This window comes from Paraburkholderia lycopersici (genome assembly GCF_900096975.1).
In the GTDB taxonomy this organism is placed as follows: Bacteria; Pseudomonadota; Gammaproteobacteria; order Burkholderiales; family Burkholderiaceae; genus Paraburkholderia; species Paraburkholderia lycopersici.
Window position 1 is genome coordinate 70,093 of record NZ_FMYQ01000028.1, and the last position, 20,754, is coordinate 90,846.

Consider the following 20,754-nt stretch of genomic DNA (forward strand, 5'->3'; position numbering starts at 1 on the left):
GGTCTCATCCTCTTCTTTTCGCCACGCCGAACAGGCCGTTCGGCAGCACGTAGAGCACGAGCAGGAACAGCAGCATGCCCGCGAGCTCCTGCAGCGCCGAGCTCGCGAGCGTGACCGTGAGCGCCTCGGTGATGCCGAGCAGCATCGCACCGGCCAGCACGCCCGGAATGGAGCCCACGCCCGCCAGCACCGTGATGACGAACGCCTTCACCGTGAGCGCCTCGCCGATAGACGGCTGGATCGCGCTCGAGGCGTAAATGGACACGCCCGCGCACGAGGCGAGCAGCCCGGCCACGACGAACGAGATCCGCTCGGTCTTGCGCGGGTCGATGCCCATCAGGCGCGCCGCGTCGCGGTTGCTGGAAATGGCGCGCACGGCGCGGCCATACCACGAGCGCGAAAGCCACCACCAGAGCGCCAGCATCAGCAGCACGCTGATGCCGAACGAGAGCACTTCGCTGCGCATGGAAAGCAGGTCGCCGAGCATCACGCTGTCCTGCAGCCACGCGTTGCCAGTCGAGCGCACGTCGGCGCCCCAGCCCAGCAGCACCGCATTGGTGAGCACGATGCCGATACCGTAGGTGAGGATCAGCGAGTTCAGCTCGCGGTCGCGCTTGATGCGGCTCACGAGATACCACGCCGCCGCCGCGGCCGCGCACACCACGGGAATCGCCACGGGAATCGCGAACACGGGATTGAGGCCGAGCTTCGTCTCGAACGTGCAGGCGATATAGGCGGCGAGCAGCACCAGTTCGCCGTGCGCGAGATTGATGATGCGCATCGAGCCGAACACCAGCGCGAGCCCGAGCGCGACGAGCGCGTAGGCGCCGCCCACGAGCACGCCGGAATACAGCGATTGCAGCAACAGGTCGGTCATTGCGGCTTCTCCTTTGCGGCGCCTCGGCTCACCACGGCAACGCGGGGTAATCGAGCTTGCCCGTGGCGCGCTCCTTCGGCCACACGAGCACGATGCGGCCGCCCTGGATCTGCGCCATGTTGTTGAGGAACGCGGGGTTGTCGCCATTCGGCGCGAAGGCCACCTTGCCGATCAGCGTGTCGTGCGGCTTTGCGCGCAGCGCCGTGGCGATGCCGTCCTGCCCGAGCGTGCCCGCGTCGGCAGCGCGCGCCATGGCGTCGAACAGGAGGCGCGACTGCACGTACGCGAACTCGGCCAGATAGTCGGGTTCCTTGTGATACGCGGCCTGGTAGGCGTCCACGAAGGACTTGCCTTCGGCGGAGCCGAGCTGTGCGGGATACGGCAGCATTGCACAACCGATCACGTTGTTCACGAGATCGGGAAAATCGGCCGCCATTTTCGGCGTGACGATCGACCATGCGCCCATCACGGCCTTCAGTTGCGGCCGCAACACCCTGGCGGCGCGCAGAATGCCGAGATAGTCGTTCTCGTAGGCGATCATCAGCAGGACTTCGGGCTTGTCCTGCAGGCGCACCTTGTTCACGAGCGGCTTGAAGTCCGTCATCGTGGGGTCGAACGCATGCACGGTCACCGTCACGCCCTGCGCGCGCAATTGCGTGGAGACTTCGTTGCTGAGGTCGCTGGTGGCCTGCTTCGTCGAGACGAGAATCGAAACCGACTTCACGCCCATGGCATTCAACTGGCCCACCACGGCCTTCGAGTAGCCCGAAGCGGGCCCGATGCGGAAAAAGTGCTTCAGGCCGCGCGTGGTCATCGCGCTGTCCACCGCGCCCGAGGTGATGTAGACGATGCCGGCCCTGTCCGCCGCCTCGGAAGCCGGGCTCACCGAATTCGAGCCGTAGCCGCCCGTGATGGCGAGCACGCCCTGCGACGCGAGCTTCTCGACCGCGGAGACGGCTTTCGCCGGCTGCGCCTCGTCGTCGATCACGGTGAGCGCGACCTTGTGCTTGCCCTCGCCCCGGTTGAAAAGATCGGCGGCGAGCTTGATGCCTTCGAGCTGCGCGTTGCCTGCGCGCGCCATCGAGCCGGTGAGCGGCAACTCCACGCCCACGGGCAGCACGTCGGCAAACGCGGCGGGCGTGTGTGCGAGCAGCGCGCAGGCACATGCCGCGCCCGCGCCGAGGCGGGAAAGCGCTCGCACGAGCGCGCGCGGCTTGCTGCGAGTAGCGATGCGAACCATCGGACCTCCAAACCGTTGTCTCAATGAGGTGGCGCGGCGCCGTCGATCGCGGTGCTCGCGGTTTGCTTCGTTGTTCTATGTGTTTGCTTCGTCACGCGCGATGCGATTTCCCCGCATACGCGTCAGCTCACCAGGGCACGCCCGGATACACCGGCTTCGCCGTCGCGTAGTTCGCGGGCCACACGAGTGCGAGCTTGCCGTCGCGAGCGAACTGCCCCATGTGCGCGACGTAGTTCGTGTTGTCGCCGCGCGCGTCGAAGGCCACCTTGCCGAGAAAAGTGTCGTCGCGGTGCGTGGCGCGCAGCGTGTCGGCGAGGCCGCCCTTTTCGAGCGTGCCGGCCTTCTGCGCGCTCGCAATGGCTTCGAAGAGCAGTTGCGCATAGACGAACGAGGTCTGCGACTGATAGTTCGACGTCGTCTTGAAGAGCCGCTGGTACGTGTCGGAGAAATCGCGCTGGTCGGACGAGCGATAGTCGGCCGGCGAGGACAGCACGGTCGCGCCGTACACGTTCGGCACGAGGTCGGGGAAGGACTGGGCCATTTTCGGACTCGCGAAAGCCCACGGCGCCGCGATCGCCTTGAGGTCGGGCTTGAGCACGCGCGAGGCGCGCAGGATGCCCACGTAGTCGTTCTCGTAGCCGAGCATGGCCATCGCGTCGGGCTTGTCCTGCAGCTTGACCTTGTTGATGAGCGGCTTGAAGTCGCTGATCGAGGGGTCGTAGGCGTGCAGCACGGTCTTCACGCCCTGCGCCTTGAGCGCCGCGTCGAGCTGCTTCGCGAGATCGCTCGTCGCGTCCTTCGTCGAATAGACGATCGCCACCGACTTCACGCCCAGCGCGTTAAAGAGCCCCACCATGCCCTTCGTGTAGCCGGGCGTGTTGCTCACGCGAAAGAAGTTCTTCAGGCCGCGCGAGACCATGTCGTCGCTGGTGCCGCCTGACGTCACGTAGACGAGGCCCGCCTTGTTCGCTGCTTCCGACGCCGGTCCGGCGCAGTTCGAATTGGCCGCGCCCGCTATCGCGAGCACGTGCCGGGAGGCAAGCTGCTCGACGGCGGCGACGGCCTTGGCGGGGTTCGACTCGTCGTCGACGGTCACCAGTGTGATCTTGTCCTGCGGATGGCGGCGGTTGTAAATGTCGGCCGCCACCTGGATGCCGCGATACATCTCCGTGCCCGCCTGCGCGAGCGCGCCGGTCAGCGGCAGCTCCACGCCCACGCGCCACTCGGCGGCGTGCGCGAGCGACGGCGTGAGGGCAGTGGCCAGCGCCACCGTCAGCGCCACCGCCAGCCCGCCGTGCAGACCCGCGCAAACGGGCCGGCGGCGCGGCGCGCGCCACCGCGCGGAAGCTGTGATGCACGCGTGCTGCTCGCGAGCCTTGAGTCGCGTCATGTCTCCTCCTTCGCCTTTCGGGGGCTTGTGTGTGCCTTGGCGTTTTGCTGCGCGGCGCGCGCGAGGTGCGCCGCTGGACAGGTGCCAGTGTGGTGGAGGCGCGCGAGGCCAACAATTCGTTTTCGGGAAAGCAGGCGTTCGGCTGACTGGAAGTCGGCATTTGTCCCGATGCGTGGGGGGCGCGCGGCGTTGACGAAGCGGTGCCGCGTCGCGAGCAGGAGGGCGGCGGCGTCAGGTGTGCGGGGAGCGGATCAGGAGCGGTGCGCCGCGGCGCCGGAGTCGGAGCCGGGTTTGCGGACCCGGCGTGCAAGCGCCGCCGTGGCGCGTTCTTCAACGTGGCGCGTCGCGCGCCACCGTTCGAATGCGGTTTCGACGCCAGCGCTGCGGCGAGAAAAACGCCGATCGACCGGCATGTGCAGGGCGAAAATTCATCGTCCGGCGCCGGACTTCGCGGAACATTCCTTCATACCGGGTGCAAAGTCCGTCTCGCGTCGTCGTGCTCGCGATGCGCCGTCCACCCCGACGTCACGCCGGCGAGGCTTCGGTGTTCAGCTTCGACACCACGCCCGTCGCCGCGTCGTAGTGGTAGCCTTGCTGCTCGAGCTGGGCGCTGACCGCTTCGGCGACCACCTGCTGCTGAATCTCCTTGCGCAGCAATTCGTGCTCAGGCTGAACCTGGCCCAACTCGGCGGCGAGCCGGCGATTCAAGGTGGCCTCGCCTGCGCTGCGGGCATGGCCGACGAGCGCCTTCTCGCTGGCCTGCGTCAGTTGCTGCTTCAGTCCGTTCGCGTATTCGGACCACTTCTTGACGGTCTCGCGGGCTTCGGCGACGGCAGCCGCATGCGTTTGCGCGTCGCGCGCGATCTGCGCCTTCAACACCTCGATTTCCTGCGCGTCGGCACCCTGCGCCGAAGCCGCATCGGCGCCCTCTGCCGCTTCGTTCGCCACCGCGCTCCCGGCGAGTTCGGCTGCGCGCTGCTGCGCTTCCGCCAGGCTGGCCGAGAGCCTGGCGATTTCCGATGTGCCGGCATCGCGCTCATCGGTCAGACTGGCGAGCTGCGCCTGGGCGTTTTGCAGTTCGAGCGCGGCGGCATCCCGTTCGGCGTGCACCGCCGCGGCCTCTTCCCGCTGGGCAGCGTGCGCGTCCTGTTCGGCCCGCAGCGCCGCGCGAATCGCCTCCAGCTCGCCCTCGAGCCGCGCGACCGCTTCCGCATGGGCAGACTCCTGCGCCGCGCGCACCGATGCGTCGTCCCCGCTTGCCGCGACCGGCTCCGCCTGCGCGCTCTCGTTTGCGTCTTCCGCCGCCCGCGAGGCCGCTTCGCGGTGCGCCGCCAGTTCCGACATCGCGCCCGCCAGCTCCGCTTCGAGGGTCGAAACGCGCTCCGCAAGCTCCGCGGCGCGCTTTTCCGCGGCGTCGCTCCGCTGCATCGCAAGCGCGATGTCCTCCTCCAGACCCGCCACCGCATCGGCCTTCTGCTCGTAGGCGCTCGTCATCTGGTCGAGCCTGCCTTGCAGCGCATCGAGTTCCTGGACGGTGGTTTGCAGTTCCTCGAGCGCGAGATCGCGCTCGCCGCTAGCGTCCTCGACCCGCTCGCGCATCGCGAGTAGCCGCCGCGCCACCGCCCGTTCGGCCTCGTCCTGCGCCGAGGTCCAAAGCCGGTCGAGCGCATCGCGCATCGTGTCCGTGACGGCCTGCGGCAACGCCGGACGCTCCACGACCTGCGGGACCCGCGGCCCGCGCTCCTCGCGCCACTTGCGCAACGACGCCGCCACCGAAACCACCGAACCCGTATGGACTTCGGACCAGATGGCCATGGGCGTTACCTTCTGGCCCTCGTCGGCCATCCGGTTCGCGATTTCAGCAACCAGTTCGTCCGTGATCGTGATGCTGCTTGACATATCTGCCTCGAGAAAGTGCGGATGGTGACGAATGCCGGTTCGTCGTTCGGTCGCCAGGCGCGCTCTGCCGCCCACCTCGCGTTTCTCCAGATTGTCGGGTACCGGCGCGGCGGTTAATCCTTCGAAAAGCCGGGGTTAGCAGGAGGTATTCACGAGATTGCGTCTGTCGGGCGTACCGCCGGGACCGGTCGTGACGGCTCGCGATTCTGCAGACAATATCCATTCTCCATGGCGAATACGCGACAAGGCTGCCGCCGTTGCCTGCGCGGCAGTTCGCCGTTCAGCCCGATTCGCGCCGCGCGTTTTTTCCCGCGAAGTAGCGGGCGCCGCTCACCAGGCTCACCAGGATGTCGTCGAAATCGGAGCCCGGCGCTGTGCGGCGCAATGCCGCCACGTTGCGTCCGGACTTCGCCGCTACGGCCACGAACGCAAGGCTCGGGGCGAGCACGCATGGGCGACGCGACGGCGACAGGATTCGCACCCACGCGCGCCCCGCCAATTGATACGGATAACGAATCGTCCCGTCGCTCTTCGCGATGCGGCCCGCTTCACGAGGCCAGCGCGATCCGGCATCGCGCCCGCCTGTTGCGCGATCGCTTCGGTGTCTCCTGCGCCCCCCGGCTTCCAGGCCGGCGGGCCAGCGAACGCCATGCAGAATTTTTCGTAACTTGACGATCCCCTCTAATTCGTTGCGTTGTCATCGACCTGTTTCATGGTTCCGAAAAAATCGCGCTGCGCTCGTTGCGTCGTGCTTTCCCGAAAGTGTCACAAAACGACCGCGCCACAACACGTACATATAGTCGATGGGGTCCCCTATGAAATGGCGTCTTTCCGCGCTCGCCTGCGCGGCCGCGCTCGCCAGCCTGTATGGCTGCGGCGGCTCGAGCGGCAACTCCGCGCCCTCCAGCCTGAAGGTTTCGGGCGTTGCCGCACAGGGCGCACCGCTCGTCGGCGTGACGGTCACCGCGACCGACAGCACGGGTGCGACCACGCAGTCGTCCGTGACCGACGCAAACGGCAATTTCACCGCCACGCTCTCGGGCAAGGCGCCCTATGTGCTGACCGCGCCGATCACCGATGCCGACGGCACGCCGGCCGTGCTCTCGTCCGTGCTCGACGCGTCGAATTCGGGCTCCGCCGTCGCGAACCTGAACCCGCTGACGTCGCTGATCACACAGCGTGCGCTCGGCACGACGCTGACCGCCGCGCCCACGGGCACGCAGATCGCCTCCGCGAAGCTCTCGTCCAGCAGCATTGCCCAGGAAACGACCGTGGTGCTCAACGTGCTGCAGCCGCTGTTCGCGGCGGCGGGCGTGACGGTGACGAATCCGCTCGGCGGCAGCTATGTCGCGAATTCGAGCAACCCGCTCGACAACCTGTTCGATACGCTGCCGATCGTGGTGCACACCGGAACGGTCCACTTGCCTTCGATAACGGCCGGCAGCAACGTCGCGCTGAATCTGGCTCCGTCGCAGTCGGATTCGCAGGTCGCCGCCGAGCAGTCGCAGGTGCAGACGGCCGCGAACGGCAACCCGCAGTTCGCCACGGGCGCGACCACCACGCCGATCCAGCACGTGGTCGTGATCATCGGCGAGAACCAGACCTTCGACGGGCTGTTCGGCACCTATCAGGCGCCTTCGGGCCAGAGCGTCAAGAACCTGCTGTCCGAAGGCATCGTCAACGCCGACGGCACGCCGGGTCCGAACTTCGCGCTCGCGCAGCAGAACCAGGCCGCCGGCGGCTCGACCTATTCGATCAATCCGGCGCGTACCGGCTCGTATGCCACGCTGCTGCCGCCCCAGAACACCGGCATCCTCACCGTCGCGGGCCTCCAGACCTACCTGAGCGAAGTCGCGAGCCAACAGGCGCCGACCGTCTCGCCGACGTCCTATCTGTTCGGCCTCGCCGACGCGGACTTCCCCCAGTCGCTGCCGGCCGGTCCGTTCCAGATCACGGCCAACGCGTCGAACGGCTCGCTCGTCAGCTATAGCGCGCCGTCGGGCACGGCGGTGGGCGCGGCGGCGGGCAGCGCGGCCTATACGGCCGCCGCACCGATCTATGCCGCGCTCGGCCTCGTGGCGACCACCGGCGATCCGGTGCACCGCTTCTTCCAGATGTGGCAGCAGACGGGCGGCGACAACTCCAAACTCGATCTCTACACCTGGGTCGCCGCAACGGCCGGCCAGGGCGGCAGCACGGTCGAGAACGCCCCGGGCAGCAATCAGGTCACGGCGGCCACGCCGGGCCAGGGCGGCGAGCTGATGGGCTTCATGAACATGGCGGCCGGCGACGCGCCGTTCTGGGCGTCTCTCGCGAAGCAAGGCGCGCTCAGCGACAACTATCACCAGGCGGTGATGGGCGGCACCGGCATGAACTTCTTCTCGATCGCCACCGGCGACCTGCCGTGGTTCAACAGCAACGGCGCGGTCGCGACGCCGCCGTCGAACCAGATCGAGAACCCGAACCCGGTGCAAGGCAGCGCGAACCCCAACTTCTACACGCAGGACGGCTACGAAGGCGGCTCGTACGTGAACTGCTCGGACAGCGCGCAGCCGGGCGTGGCGGCGATCCTCGGCTTCCTTGCGTCGAAGCATGTGGCGAGCAATTGCGACGCCGGCAAGTACTACCTGGTCAACAACTACAACCCCGGCTACACCACGGCCGGCACGACGCAGCCGATCGGCGCGAACGACTACAACTACCCGCCGCAGACCGTGCCGACGATCGCCGAAGCGCTCAACGCGAAGGGCGTGAGCTGGGGCTGGTACACGTCCGCGCGCGATACGGCCGACACGACCGGGCAAGCGTCGAAGCTCGTGAGCGCGCTGGGGCTTCCGTCGTCGCTGTCGTCTTCGATTGCCGGCCTGCTGCAGTCGGCCGAGTACAACAACATCGGCGACCCGCTGGTGGCCTCGCGGAACGTCATGACCAGTCCGGCGATGAGCGCCAACCTGCAGGACCAGACGGCCTTCATCACGGCGGCCGCATCCGGCAAGCTGCCGGCCGTGTCGTTCGTCGTTCCGCCCAACACGTATAGCGGCCACCCGGGCTTCTCCTCGCCGGCGGCGTTCGAAGGCTGGCTCCAGCAGGTGTTGGCGGCCGTGCAATCGAACAAGGCGCAGTGGGCCAACACGGCCGTCATCATCACGACCGACGAAGGCGGCGGCCACTTCGACACGGGCCCGATCCAGAACGTCGACTTCTTCGGCGACGGTCCGCGTATCCCGCTGATCGTGCTTTCGCCGTGGGCGAAGACCAACGTGATCGACCACACGTACAACGATCACGCGTCGATCCTGAAGTTCATCGAGCGCAACTGGCGTCTCGCGCCGCTGTCGCCGCGCAGCCGCGACCGTCTGCCGAATCCGGCGATGCAGGCCAGTTCGTATCTGCCGGCGAACCAGACGCCGACGATCGGCGACCTCATGACGATGTTCAACTTCTGAACGAAACGTCCCTTGGCATAGAAAGGCGGGGCCACGTGCCCCGCCTCTTGATTGAGTAGATCCGATCCGATTCGTCATGATCCCGTGCTTCATCCGAACCGCCGCGCGCCATGCGGCGAGCCTGCTGGCTGGCGCGTTCGCCGTTTCCCTCGCATATGCGCAGGCTTCGCAGACGTTGCCCGTCGTTCCCGCTCCCGTGCCGCCCAGGCCGTCCCTGCAGAAGTGGATCAAATATCCGGCGGCGCCAAAGCCGTTGAGCCCGCAGGCCATGCTGGGCAAGCAGATATTCTTCGATGCGACGCTGTCGGGCTCGGGCAAGATGTCGTGCGCGTCGTGCCATAGCCCCGAGCATGCTTACGGCCCGCCCAACGGCCTGGCCGTGCAACTGGGCGGCCCTGACCTCAAGCGGTCCGGCGTGCGCGCCGTACCCTCGCTGCGCTATATGGCCTACACCCCGCATTTCACGACGGATTACTTTTTCCCGAGCTCGGAAAATTCGGAGGACGAAGGACCGGCGGGCGGCTTCCTGCGCGACGGCTCGGTCGCATCGCTGCACGAGCAAGCCGCGCATCCGATGCTCGATCCGAACGAGATGGCCAACACGACGCGCGCCGAGGTCGCGGGCAAGGTGCGACGCAGCGCCTATGCCGCCACGTTCCGGCAGGTGTTCGGCGAAGGTGTGTTCGACGACCCGAACAAGGCGTTCGACAGCGTCGGCCTGGCGATCGAGGCGTTCGAGACCGAGGACATGAGCTTCCACCCCTATACGAGCAAATTCGATGCGGTGATGTCGGGCCATGCGGATTTCACGCCGCAGGAGCTGCGCGGTTACGCGCTCTACAACGATCCAATGCGCGGGAACTGCGCGAAGTGCCACTTCGACCAGCCCGGACCGGACGGCCGTCCCGCGCAGTTCACCGACTACCAGTACATTGCGCTTGGCGTGCCCCGCAATCCCGAGATTCCGGCGAACCGTGACCCGCGTTACTTCGACATGGGTCTGTGCGGACCGTATCGCAAGGATCTCGCGAAGCAGACGAACCTGTGCGGCCTGTTCAAGGACCCGACCTTGCGCAACGTCACGACGCGCCACGTGTTCTTCCACAATGGCCGTTTCCATTCGATCGAGGACGTACTGCACTTCTATTTCGAGCGCGATATCCATCCGGAGAAATCGTATCCGCGCCGCAACGGCAAGCTCGTCGTCTACGACGATCTGCCGCCGGCGTATCGCGACGACGTCGATCGTCTCGATCCGCCGTTCTTCGGCCAGAGGCCGGGCAGGAAGCCTGCGTTGAGCGAAGCGGACATTCGCGATCTGGTCGCTTTCCTCAAGACCCTGAACGACGGGTATTCGGACTCGCCCGGCGGCCAGAAGGCCGGTGGCGCGCATTGAAGTCCACGCGCCCGTTGGGCGCGGGCAGCGGGCGCGGCCTCGAGGCGGCGCATGGCCGGCACGACCCGCATCATGACGTCGTGCATTGCGGGCACGCTGTTCCATCTGCGCGCCCCACGTCCGGGCGCGCGCCACGCACCGCCTGATCCGCCTGATATCACGGCGCAGCCGCACAGCAGGTCGGGACGCGTCTGACGCGCGATCGCCCCGGGCTCTGGCCGGTGTTTGCCCTCAAGTTACCCGGATTGGTGTCGATATGCCGAATGCATTGATGGCGGGCGCGACGCGATGAGCAATCAGGGAAGGAACAGGCAGACGGGGGCGGAACAACGTCCGGACGGGAAACCAGCGGTCGTCGAGCGGTTGCGCGCGGTGCGAGCGCGACTGGTCGCGCCGCTTGCGCTGGTGACGATCCTGTCCGCCATTGCGTTGAATACCGCGATCGCCATCCGGCAATCGCAGGAGCAACGGCATGCGCTCGAACAGCAGCATGCGGTCGAATCGATCAAGAAGAATCTGGACGAACTGCAGAACGCCCTGCTCGACGAACATGAGCAGCTCTACACCGTGATCGGCACGCGGCCGTTCTATCGCCGCGCGCCTACATCTATCCGCTTCCCGCGCTCATCGACAACGCCAGCGCGGCGCAGCAGACCTGCGAAGGCCGCTCGCGCTGCATCGCCCTGCTGGACGAGTTGAAGGACATGATTCGCCATCTGGGCGGGCTGAGCAACCGGCTCGCGATGTTTTCCATGCTCAGGCCGGGCAGCGTGAAAATGGACACGCCGTCGCTCGGCGAACTCGATGCGCGCTTTTTCCAGACCATGCAGAAGATCGGCGAGATCCGCATGGACGAAGACGCACATCTCGAACAGTCGGTCACGAGGGCCTCCCATGATTCGCAGATGGCCTCCGCGCTACTGCTCGGGTCGGGACTGGCGGCGGCATGCCTGCTGATTGCCCTCCTTCACCGCAACGCGCGCATCACGAAATCGTTGCGCGAAGCGCTCCATACGGCCGACGTCAACCGCAAGAAGTATCAGCGCCTGTTCCAGCTGAACCCGCTGCCGATCTGGATCGTCGACGACGCGTCCACGCGCCTCGTCGCCGTCAACGACATGGCGGCGAAAGCGATGGGCTATCGCGCCAGCGACATGCTCGAACTGCGGCTCGCCGATCTGCGAACGGACGAAACGGCGCTGCTCGGCACGTCGCTCGCACGCTCGCGCGCACAGGACGGCGGCACCGCCATCTGGGAGCACAGGACGAAAAGCGGCGAGTTGCGCTCGATGAACGTGTTCCAGCTGCAAACCGCTTTCGACGGCCGCAGCGCGACGCTTTGCGTCATGGAGGACGTCACGACGCAACTGGCCGCCCAGGCTGAACTCAGGCATCGCGCCGAGTACGACGCGCTTACCGGCCTCTCGAACCGCAAACATTTCGACGAACGCATCACCCTGGAGCTGCAGGAGGCCAGGCGAACGGGCAAAACGCTCGCCGTGATTTTCCTCGATCTCGACAATTTCAAGGAAGTCAACGATTCGCTCGGCCATCGGGTTGGCGATGCGCTGCTCGCGCACATCGCGAGGCGAATCGAGCATGTCGTCGGCGAGAGCGGCACGGTGGCGCGCTACGGTGGCGACGAATTCATGTTTGTCTCCAACGGCGCAACTCCTTTGCTCGTGCCGCTGCTCGACTCGCTGCTCGCCGCGATGACGGAACCGGTGCAGGTGTCGGGCCACGAGCTCTTCATCGAGGCCAGCATCGGCATCAGCATCTATCCCGTCGACGGCGGCGACGCCGACACGCTGGTGCGCAACGCCGACGCCGCCATGTACCTCGCGAAGCAGAACGGCCGCAACCAGTACCAGTTCTATCGCCCCGAGCTGAGCGAAGCGGCCACCTCGCGCCTGCGCGTTTCGACGCGCCTGCGCCAGGCGTTCAGAAACGGCGCGCTGAGCGTGCTCTATCAGCCTCAATTCGATATGGCTTCGGGAGAGATGATCGGCGCCGAAGCGCTGCTGCGATGGACCGACGCGGAGCTCGGCAGCGTCTCTCCGGCGGTGTTCATCCCGATCGCGGAGGAAACCGGACTGATTCGCGGCATCGGCGCATGGGTGCTGCGCGAGGCGTGCCACGAAGCGGCGCGCTGGAATCTGCAGCGCACGCGGCAGATTCGCGTGTCGGTCAACGTCTCGCCGTTGCAGCTCGAGCATGGCGACCTCATCGGCCAGGTCCGGCAGGCGCTGCGCGACTCGGGCCTTCCGCCCGAGCTGCTCGAGCTCGAGGTGACCGAGGGCGCGCTCATGCACAGTCCCGAGCTTGCTGCGCGGACACTGGCCTGTCTGCGGGAAATGGGCGTGCGCATCGCCATCGACGATTTCGGCACCGGTTATTCGAGCCTCGGGTATCTGAAGCGCTTTCGTGTCGATCGCCTCAAGATCGACCGCGAATTCGTGCGGGAAATCGGTCAGGACGCGGAAACGGAAGCGATCACGCTCGCCGTCATCGCCGTGGCGAAGGCGCTCAATTTCGAACTGATCGCCGAAGGCGTCGAAACCAGCGGGCATCGCGATTTCCTGCTGCAGAACGGCTGCACGCAGGCGCAAGGTTTCCTCTACAGCCGCGCAGTCAGCGCGGGCACGATCGCCGATATCGCCGCCAATGGGGCGGCCCGCGCGGCCACGCCACCCGCTTGATGAAGCCCTCGGCGCGCGGCAGCCGAGGGTCGGCGGCCCGGCCGTGTCACAAAAAATTCACTGAATGTTTTAGCGAATCTGCCGTAAAAAGACGCGCCACTGTTATGGCGGCCTGTTCCTCCCCCCGACTTTCGCCTTCTTCACGGGGCGCGCCTTCACGAGTTTTTCATGCGCAAGCTCACCATCAAAGCCCGGCTCGTTTTGCTGAGCACGGCCGTCGTTTTCGTTTCGCTTTGTATCGGCGCCGTAGGCCTGTTTGGCGTATCGACGTCGATCACCACGCTCCAGACCATGTTCGAGGGCCGCGTGCAGGCGCTCCAGGCGATCTCGACGATCGACGAACTGGTCACTGAAGCGAGCTTTTCGGTAAGCGACGCGATTCTCGACCCGTCGGCGCAAAAGACCCAGCTCGTCGTCGAAGGCACGTCGAGCCGCATTGCGCGCATCGACGCCCTCATGCAAGGCTGGTTGTCCCGCACGGATTCGACGGACGGCCGCAGCCGCGCGCAAGCGTTCTCCGCGAACTGGGCCACGTTACGGGACAAGGGCCTGCGCCCCGCGGTGCAACTGCTCGGGCAGAACAACCTTTCCGAAGCGCAGTGGATACAGACGCAGACCATCGATCCCGTTTCGAAAACGGTAAAAACCCAGGGCGCGCAATTGCGCACGCTCGAACTCGCCGATGCGCAATCGGAATATGCGCAGGCATGCAAGACGGGACGTGTGGTCGAATGGCTCGTGGTCGGGCTCATCTTCGCCGGGGTTGCGGGAATCGCCGCCCTCTGCGCGTCGATTGCGCGCAGCCTCTTTCGCGACCTGGGCGCGGAGCCGTTCGTGGCCGCGCAGCTCGCCAATCGCGTGGCGTCGGGCGACCTGTCGGTCGAGGTGGCGGTCAGGCCCGGCGACACGCACAGCGTGCTCTACGCCATGAAGGCCATGCAGCAGCGGCTCGCCTCGATCATCGGTGGCATCCGCGATTCGGCGGAAGCGATCGCGGAGGCGACCGCGCACATCGCATCGGGCAATGGCACGCTCGCCCAACGCACCGAGCAGCATGCGGCCACCATTCAGCAAACCTCCACGAGCATGGAGCAGCTCGCCACGATGGTGCGATCGAACGCCGGGCACGCGACGCAGGCACGCACGCTCGCCGGCATCGCGTCGGCGAAAGCCGGAGACGGCGACCGTGCCGCGCGCGACGCGGGCGAGCGCATGCGGGCGCTCGCGCAGCGCTCGGCGCGCATTCAGGAAATCACCTCGGTGATCGACGGCATCTCGTTCCAGACGAATCTGCTGGCGCTAAACGCCGCGGTGGAAGCCGCTCGCGCGGGCAGTCAGGGACGCGGCTTCGCTGTCGTCGCGCAGGAAGTCCGCGCGCTCGCCGAGCGCAGTTCGGGAGCGGCGAAGGAAATCGACACGCTCATCAAGGAAATGACGGCCGAGGTGGATCAAAGTAGCCACGCCGTCGAAGCCGCCGCGACCACCATCGTCGACCTGCTCGGTGCGGTCAGAGGCGTCGCCGGGCTCGTCGATTCGATCGCCGATGCCTCTCAGGAGCAGCGTGCCGGCATCGACGAGGTCAACACCTCCGTCGCCGTCATGGATCGCGTCACGCAGCAAAACGCCGCGTTCGTGCAGGATGGCGTCGAAGCCGCCGGGGCACTGAGGACCCAGGCGGAAACGTTGCGCTCGGCGGTTCGCGCCTTCCACCTTTAGCAGGCCGTAGCCGGCCCGGTCCGGCACCCCGTGGAACCCGCCGCGATGCGCATCCATGCCGCCATTCGCCGCATCGCAAACAAGGCCTGCGTGCGGCATGCCCACATGCCGTACGCGAGCGCGCTCACGCTCACGGAGGACGGCGGGCTCGACACGACCTTGTCGCCGAACGCCATGCGCTATCACGGCCGCGCCGCGCTTGACCGCGAGGACAACGGGCTCGCACCCGGGCCCGAGGAAGGCGAGCGACCGCAGTCGGAGTTGTTCTTCGCGGCGTTGAGAAGAACGCTGACGCACGCGTAACGATCGCGCCGCCTTACAGCTTACAGCCGCGCGCCCTCCAGCCGCGCGCGCAGACGCGGCGCGGCAAAGTCCAGAAACGCGCGCAGCTTGAGCGGCAACGGCGCCTGGCCCCCATGCACGAGACTCACGGGCCACGGCGGCGGCTCGAAAGCCTCGAGCACCACATCGAGTGTCCCTTCGCGCACGGCACTCGCCACCTGATACGAAAGCACGCGCGTGAACCCGACGCCGAGCATCGCCGCATCGATGGCCGCCTCGGCCGTATTGAGCACGAGCCGCGAACGCACCGGCAGCGAGACCGGCTCCTTGCCGAGCCAGAAGCCCCAGGCGCGCGCGGACGAGAGCCCTTCCGACGTGATGCACGCGTGCCCCGCCAGCTCGCGCGGGTGCGCGGGCACGCCATGCGCCGCGAGATACGCGGGGCTCGCGCACACCACCCGCCGTATCGCGCCTACGCGCGTCGCAACGAGCGCGCTGTCGGGCAGCTCGCCAATGCGCACGGCGAGATCGACATGTTCCTCAAGCAGGTTGACGATGCTGTCGGCGAGCATGAGGCGCACGCTGATCTCGGGATAGAGCGCGAGAAATCCGGCAACCACCGGCAACACGTGCAGCCTTCCGAACACGACGGGCGCGGTGACCACGAGTTCGCCCCTGGGTGCGCTGTACTCGCCCGTGGCGGCGCGCTCGGCCTCGCCGACGTCTTCGAGGATGCGCCGGCACGCCGCCACATACGACCGTCCCGCTTCGGTCAGCGAAAGCTGGCGCGTCGTGCGTGCGAGCAGGCGAGTCCCGAGGTGCGCCTCAAGGTCGCCGACCTTGCGGCTCACGGTGGCGAGCGGCATGCCGAGACGCCGGGCCGCAGCCGAAAGGCTGCCGGCGTCCACCACGGCGATGAGCACGGTCATGGCGTCGAGCCGATCCATCGCATTCTCGCTTTCCGGAAAGATGAAGCCCGATCATGACCGATTCTTCGCCGAATCGAAAGGCAGCCTCCACGGCTCCCCGTGCGCGGCTGGAGAAATTACCAATAGCACGGTCGTTCTATTTTAGGTAGGCTGGGCGTCTTCTTCTCCCCCGATGAGAGCCCCTTCGCCATGTCGCTGATCCTTTCCCGCCGCGATCTCCACTTCCTGCTCTACGAATGGCTCGATGTGGAAAGCCTCACGCGCATTGCGCGCTACGCCGACCACACGCGCGAAACCTTCGACGCCGCGCTCGATACCTGCGAGAAGATCGCCACCAACCTGTTCGCGCCGCACAACAAGAAGAACGACCAGCACGAGCCGCACTTCGACGGCGAGACGGTCTCGATCATCCCCGAGGTGAAGACGGCGCTCAGCGCGTTCAGCGAGGCCGGCCTCATGGCCGCGGGCCAGGACTACGCATACGGCGGCATGCAGTTGCCGCTCGTCGTCGAGAAGGCGGGGTTCGCGTGGTTCAAGGGCGCGAACGTGGGCACGAGCGCCTATCCGTTCCTCACCATCGGCAACGCCAACCTGCTGCTCGCGCACGGCAGCGCAAAACAGATCGACACCTTCGTGCGCCCCGAACTGGAAGGCCGCTACTTCGGCACGATGTGCCTTTCCGAGCCGCAGGCGGGCTCGTCGCTGTCGGATATCGCCACGCGCGCCGACTTCGAATGCGACTCGCCGCTCGGCGCGCAGTATCGCCTGCGCGGCAACAAGATGTGGATCTCGGGCGGCGAGCACGAGCTGTCCGAAAACATCGTGCATCTCGTGCTCGCGAAGATTCCCGGCCCCGACGGCAAGCTCATTCCCGGCGTGAAGGGCATCTCGCTGTTCGTCGTGCCCAAATTCCTCGTGAACGAGGACGGCTCGCGCGGCGAGCACAACGACGTCGTGCTCGCGGGCCTCAATCACAAGATGGGCTATCGCGGCACGACGAACTGTCTGCTGAACTTTGGCGAAGGCACGAAGTACACGCCGGGCGGCCGGGCGGGCGCGATCGGCTATCTCGTGGGCGAGCCGCATCACGGGCTCGCGTACATGTTCCACATGATGAACGAGGCGCGCATCGGCGTGGGGCTCGGCGCGACGATGCTCGGCTATACCGGTTACCTGCATGCGCTCGACTACGCGCGCAACCGGCCGCAGGGGCGTCCCGTGGGCGCGGCGGGCAAGAACCCCGCGTCGGCGCAGGTGAAGCTCGTCGAACATGCCGACGTGCGCCGCATGCTGCTCGCGCAAAAGAGCTACGTGGAAGGCGCGCTCGCGCTCAACCTCTGGTGCGCGAAGCTCGTGGACGAAGCGAGCGCCGCGGGCGGCGAGGCGCGCGAGCCGCTCGCGCTGCTGCTCGACCTGCTCACGCCGATCGCGAAGAGCTGGCCCTCGCAATGGTGTCTCGCGGCCAACGATCTTGCCATTCAGGTGCATGGCGGCTATGGCTACACGCGCGAGTACAACGTGGAGCAGTTCTATCGCGACAATCGCCTCAATCCGATCCACGAAGGCACGCACGGCATTCAGGGGCTCGACCTGCTCGGCCGCAAGGTGGTCGTCAAGGACGGTGCGGCGCTCGCAATCTTCGCGGCGCGCGTGCAGGCCACGCTCGTTCGTGCGCATGCTTCGGGCGCGCTCGAGGCCGCCGCCCAGGCGCGCGCACTCGAAGCCGCGCTGATGCGGCTCGAAGACGTCACGCGTCAGCTTTGGGCCGCGGGCGATCCGGCGGTGACGCTCGCCAATGCTTCGGTGTACCTGGAAGCGTTCGGTCACGTGGTCATGGCGTGGGTGTGGCTCGAACAGGCGCTCGTGGCGCGCGCGGCCCTGGCGAAGGCAAGCGGCGGCGAGGCGGACTTCTATCGCGGCAAGCTCGCCGCCGCCGCCTATTTCTTCGCGTGGGAATTACCGAAGACCGGCGCGCAGTTCGATCTGCTCGCTTCGCTCGATCGCACCACGCTCGACATGCAGGACGCCTGGTTCTGAACGATCGACGGCGGCCGGATCCGGACAGACGTCCCGCTCACGTTCGCGCCCTACACTTCCAGCCATTCCTGCCTGACACGGGCGTCGGCCCTGAGCTGCTGCGGCGTCCCTTCGAACACGATCTGGCCGTGCCCCATCACGTAGACGCGCTGCGAGATGTCGAGCGCGATCGCCTGCTTCTGCTCGACGAGCAGCACCGAAATGCCGCGCGCCTTCAGCGTCTTCAGATACTCGCCCACCTGGGCGACGACGAGCGGCGCGAGCCCTTCGGTGGGCTCGTCGATGATGATGAGGTCGGGGTCGCCCATCAGCGTGCGGCACAGCGTCAGCATCTGCTGCTCGCCGCCGGACAGCAGACCGGCGGCCGTGTCCTCGCGCTCCTTCAGGCGCGGGAACATCCGATACATGTCGTCGAGCCGCCAGCGCGGCTTCTGTCGCGACCGGCTGCGCTTCTCGCCGAGCACGAGGTTCTGCCGTACGGTCAGCGTCGGGAAGATGTCGCGGTTCTCCGGCACGTAGCCTATGCCCGCTTGCGCGACCTCGAAGGTGCGCAGTCCACGCACATCCTTGCCGCGCAGCAGGATTTGCCCCTCGCACCGCACCAGCCCCATGATGGCCTTGGCCAGCGTCGAGCGGCCCACGCCGTTGCGCCCGAGCAGGGCGACGATCTCGCCCTCGCCCACCTGCATCTCGACGCCGTGGAGGATATGGCTCTTGCCGTAGTACGCATGCAGGTCGCGCACCTCGAGCATGGCATCGGGAGGCGCCATCAATGTGTGCCCTCGGATTCGTCCAGCGTGGTGCCCAGATAGGCCTCCTTCACGCGGCGGTTGTTGCGGATGGCTTCCGGCGTGTCCGTGGCGATCACCTCGCCATAGACCAGCACCGAGATGCGGTCGGCGAGCCCGAACACGACGCTCATGTCATGCTCGACCATCACCAGCGTCTTGCCGGCCGTGACCCTGCGGATCAGTTCCACCGCGTGATCCGACTCCGACCGGCTCATGCCCGCCGTCGGTTCGTCGAGCAGGATGACCTCGGCGCCGCCGGCTATCGTGATGCCGATTTCGAGCGCGCGCTGCTCGGCATAGGTCAGCAGCCCGGCGAGCGTGTCGCGCCGGCCCTGCAGGCCGATCAGTTCGAGCACCTCGTCGGCGCGCTCGCGCGCGTCGCGCAACTGCGAGAGCCGATGCCAGAACGAATACCGGTAGCCGAGCGCCCACAGCACCGAGCAGCGCAGATTCTCGAACACCGAAAGGCGATGGAAGATATTCGTCACCTGGAAGCTGCGCGACAGGCCCATGCGGTTGATCTTGTACGGCGGCAGCCCGCCGATCTCGACGCCGTTGAGTCTCACCGTGCCGGAACTCGGTGAGAGGCGGCCCGAAATCAGGTTGAACGTCGTCGACTTGCCGGCGCCGTTGGGGCCGATCAGCGCATGACGTTCGCCCCGTGCGACTTCCAGATCGACACCGCGAATGATCTCTGTGCGCCCGAACTGCTTGCGCACATCACGCAACTCCAGCGCGGCCGTCATGCGTTGCCTCCTGTGATTTCCCGTTGCACGCGATCCCACGCCTCGCGCACGCGCGCGGCCGCGAAACGCGAAGCCAGTGCGCCCGGCACCCACAGCGCCACGGCAACGGCCCACGGTTTCCACGACCCGGCGTCGAAGTTCAAGCCGAGGAGCGCCATGGCAGTGCCGTTGTCGCTATCGATCTGCAGCTTGTAGACGAGTTCGACCGTCAGCACGAGCGCGGCCAGGACGATCAGCCCAGCGCCGAGCGCCGTCGCATAGGACGGCAGCATGCGGTGCAGCCTGCGCGCGGCGATCAGCGGCATCTGCTTCATCAGCAGGCTCGATACGCCGCCGGGCACGTACATCACCATCAGCACGAAGAACAGCCCGAGGTACAGCAACCATGCCGGCGTGAGACTGGACAACGCGACCGCGAACAGCACGAACAGGACGGAGCCGATGACCGGCCCGAAGAAGAACGCGCCGCCGCCGATGAACGTCGCCAGCAGCACGCCGCCGGACTGCGCGGCGCCGACGTTTTCCGCCGTCACGATCTCGAAGTCGATCGCCGACAACCCGCCCGCGATGCCCGCGAAGAACGCCGAGAGAACCATCACGAGAAAGCGCACGCGCTGTGTGTTGTACCCCACGAATCCGGCACGCTCGGGGTTGTCGCGCACGGCGTTGGCGATGCGGCCAAGCGGCGTGTGCGTCCACGCGTACATCGCGATCATCGACACGAGACACCAGAACGCGATCAGGTAGTAGACCTGGATCGCCGGACCATAGGTAATGCCGAGCACCGCGTGGCCGACGGTGCGGTTGGTCGGCACCCCGCCCTCGCCGCCGAAAAACGCGGGAAACATGAGCGAACTGGCCGCCACCATTTCGCCGATGCCGAGCGTGATCATCGCGAAGGTGGTGCCCGACTTGCGCGTGGTCACGTAGCCGAACAGCATGCCGAACAGCATCCCGCCGAACCCGCCGGCCAGCGGCAGCAGCGAGACCGGCAACGGGAACTTGCCCGCACCGATCATGTTGAGCACATGCGCAGCCACGAATGCGCCGAGCCCGGAGTACACCGCGTGGCCGAACGACAACATGCCGGTCTGTCCGAGCAGCATGTTGTACGACAGCGCGAAGATGATCATGATGCCCATCTGCGAAAGCAGCGCGATCGCGAAGCCGCTGGAAAACACGAGCGGCATCGCGAGCATCACGAGCGCCGTGATGCCCCAGATGACCCAGCGCAGCAAGCGGGCGGAACGCAGCAGTCCGTGACGTTGCATGACCGCGCCGGCCGTGGCCTGAATGAACGGTTTCA

Annotated in this window: 16 protein-coding genes and 1 pseudogene; 7 read left to right on the forward strand and 10 right to left on the reverse strand. The window is 66.7% G+C overall.

The genetic code is table 11. The features are described 5' to 3' along the window. Positions 1-4: 4 nt before the first annotated feature. From BLU17_RS25225 to BLU17_RS33305, 5 genes are all read right to left on the reverse strand, one after another. On the reverse strand, positions 5-877 hold the full coding sequence (locus BLU17_RS25225) for a branched-chain amino acid ABC transporter permease (protein ID WP_092002971.1): 873 nt from the start codon (positions 875-877) through the stop codon (positions 5-7). Between the two features lie 28 nt (positions 878-905). Next, the gene (locus tag BLU17_RS25230; RefSeq protein WP_092002974.1) at positions 906-2,117 is read right to left on the reverse strand and encodes an ABC transporter substrate-binding protein; all 1,212 of its coding nucleotides are present in this window, start codon (positions 2,115-2,117) and stop codon (positions 906-908) included. Positions 2,118-2,244: 127 nt separating this feature from the next. Next, positions 2,245-3,507, reverse strand: a complete 1,263-nt coding sequence (locus tag BLU17_RS25235) for an ABC transporter substrate-binding protein (protein ID WP_092002978.1) — start codon at positions 3,505-3,507, stop codon at positions 2,245-2,247. Positions 3,508-4,032: 525 nt separating this feature from the next. After that, a complete protein-coding gene (locus BLU17_RS25240; RefSeq protein ID WP_092002981.1) occupies positions 4,033-5,406 on the reverse strand; it encodes a DNA-binding protein in 1,374 nt (457 codons plus the stop codon). Positions 5,407-5,686: 280 nt separating this feature from the next. Beyond that, entirely contained in the window at positions 5,687-5,854 is a 168-nt protein-coding gene (locus BLU17_RS33305) for a hypothetical protein (protein WP_176929193.1), read from the reverse strand. A gap of 367 nt (positions 5,855-6,221) precedes the next feature. Between BLU17_RS33305 and BLU17_RS25250 the strand changes: the two genes are divergently transcribed. The 3 genes from BLU17_RS25250 to BLU17_RS33310 all read left to right on the forward strand — a co-directional run bounded on the left by BLU17_RS25250 (position 6,222) and on the right by BLU17_RS33310 (position 10,443). Further along, positions 6,222-8,852: an alkaline phosphatase family protein gene (locus tag BLU17_RS25250; protein ID WP_092002987.1), complete on the forward strand. Its 2,631-nt coding sequence runs from the start codon at positions 6,222-6,224 to the stop codon at positions 8,850-8,852. A 76-nt stretch (positions 8,853-8,928) separates the two neighbouring features. Continuing rightward, the gene (locus tag BLU17_RS25255) at positions 8,929-10,248 is read left to right on the forward strand and encodes a cytochrome-c peroxidase (RefSeq protein WP_092002989.1); all 1,320 of its coding nucleotides are present in this window, start codon (positions 8,929-8,931) and stop codon (positions 10,246-10,248) included. Positions 10,249-10,299: 51 nt separating this feature from the next. Further along, on the forward strand, positions 10,300-10,443 hold the full coding sequence (locus tag BLU17_RS33310) for a hypothetical protein (protein WP_176929194.1): 144 nt from the start codon (positions 10,300-10,302) through the stop codon (positions 10,441-10,443). Positions 10,444-10,479: 36 nt separating this feature from the next. Here BLU17_RS33310 and BLU17_RS32635 read toward each other — a convergent pair whose 3' ends face one another. Next, the gene (locus BLU17_RS32635; RefSeq protein ID WP_143189334.1) at positions 10,480-10,800 is read right to left on the reverse strand and encodes a hypothetical protein; all 321 of its coding nucleotides are present in this window, start codon (positions 10,798-10,800) and stop codon (positions 10,480-10,482) included. Between the two features lie 152 nt (positions 10,801-10,952). On the opposite strand from BLU17_RS32635, the gene BLU17_RS25265 reads away from it, so the two are divergent. The 3 genes and pseudogenes from BLU17_RS25265 to BLU17_RS25275 all read left to right on the forward strand — a co-directional run. Continuing rightward, positions 10,953-12,947 (forward strand): putative bifunctional diguanylate cyclase/phosphodiesterase, encoded by a 1,995-nt coding sequence (locus BLU17_RS25265; protein ID WP_092002995.1) that lies wholly within the window; start codon positions 10,953-10,955, stop codon positions 12,945-12,947. Between the two features lie 168 nt (positions 12,948-13,115). Then, a complete protein-coding gene (locus BLU17_RS25270) occupies positions 13,116-14,663 on the forward strand; it encodes a methyl-accepting chemotaxis protein (protein WP_092002998.1) in 1,548 nt (515 codons plus the stop codon). A 21-nt stretch (positions 14,664-14,684) separates the two neighbouring features. Continuing rightward, positions 14,685-14,912, forward strand: a pseudogene (locus BLU17_RS25275) (class II aldolase/adducin family protein); the annotation flags it as partial. Positions 14,913-14,986: 74 nt separating this feature from the next. Here BLU17_RS25275 and BLU17_RS25280 read toward each other — a convergent pair. Continuing rightward, positions 14,987-15,892: a LysR family transcriptional regulator gene (locus BLU17_RS25280; protein ID WP_092003002.1), complete on the reverse strand. Its 906-nt coding sequence runs from the start codon at positions 15,890-15,892 to the stop codon at positions 14,987-14,989. A 171-nt stretch (positions 15,893-16,063) separates the two neighbouring features. On the opposite strand from BLU17_RS25280, the gene BLU17_RS25285 reads away from it, so the two are divergent. After that, the gene (locus BLU17_RS25285; RefSeq protein WP_092003005.1) at positions 16,064-17,911 is read left to right on the forward strand and encodes an acyl-CoA dehydrogenase; all 1,848 of its coding nucleotides are present in this window, start codon (positions 16,064-16,066) and stop codon (positions 17,909-17,911) included. A gap of 50 nt (positions 17,912-17,961) precedes the next feature. Here the strand turns inward: BLU17_RS25285 and BLU17_RS25290 are convergent, their stop codons facing one another. The 3 genes from BLU17_RS25290 to BLU17_RS25300 are packed head-to-tail and all read right to left on the reverse strand — an operon-like array spanning position 17,962 to position 20,719. Next, a complete protein-coding gene (locus BLU17_RS25290) occupies positions 17,962-18,681 on the reverse strand; it encodes an ABC transporter ATP-binding protein (protein WP_425434140.1) in 720 nt (239 codons plus the stop codon). Further along, positions 18,681-19,448 carry an ABC transporter ATP-binding protein gene (locus BLU17_RS25295; RefSeq protein WP_092003008.1) on the reverse strand — a complete coding sequence of 256 codons (768 nt, stop codon included), beginning with the start codon at positions 19,446-19,448 and terminating at the stop codon, positions 18,681-18,683. The genes BLU17_RS25290 and BLU17_RS25295 overlap by 1 nt, the downstream gene beginning before the upstream one ends. Continuing rightward, positions 19,445-20,719 carry a branched-chain amino acid ABC transporter permease gene (locus BLU17_RS25300; RefSeq protein ID WP_245747012.1) on the reverse strand — a complete coding sequence of 425 codons (1,275 nt, stop codon included), beginning with the start codon at positions 20,717-20,719 and terminating at the stop codon, positions 19,445-19,447. The genes BLU17_RS25295 and BLU17_RS25300 overlap by 4 nt, the downstream gene beginning before the upstream one ends. Between the last annotated feature and the right edge of the window lie 35 nt (positions 20,720-20,754).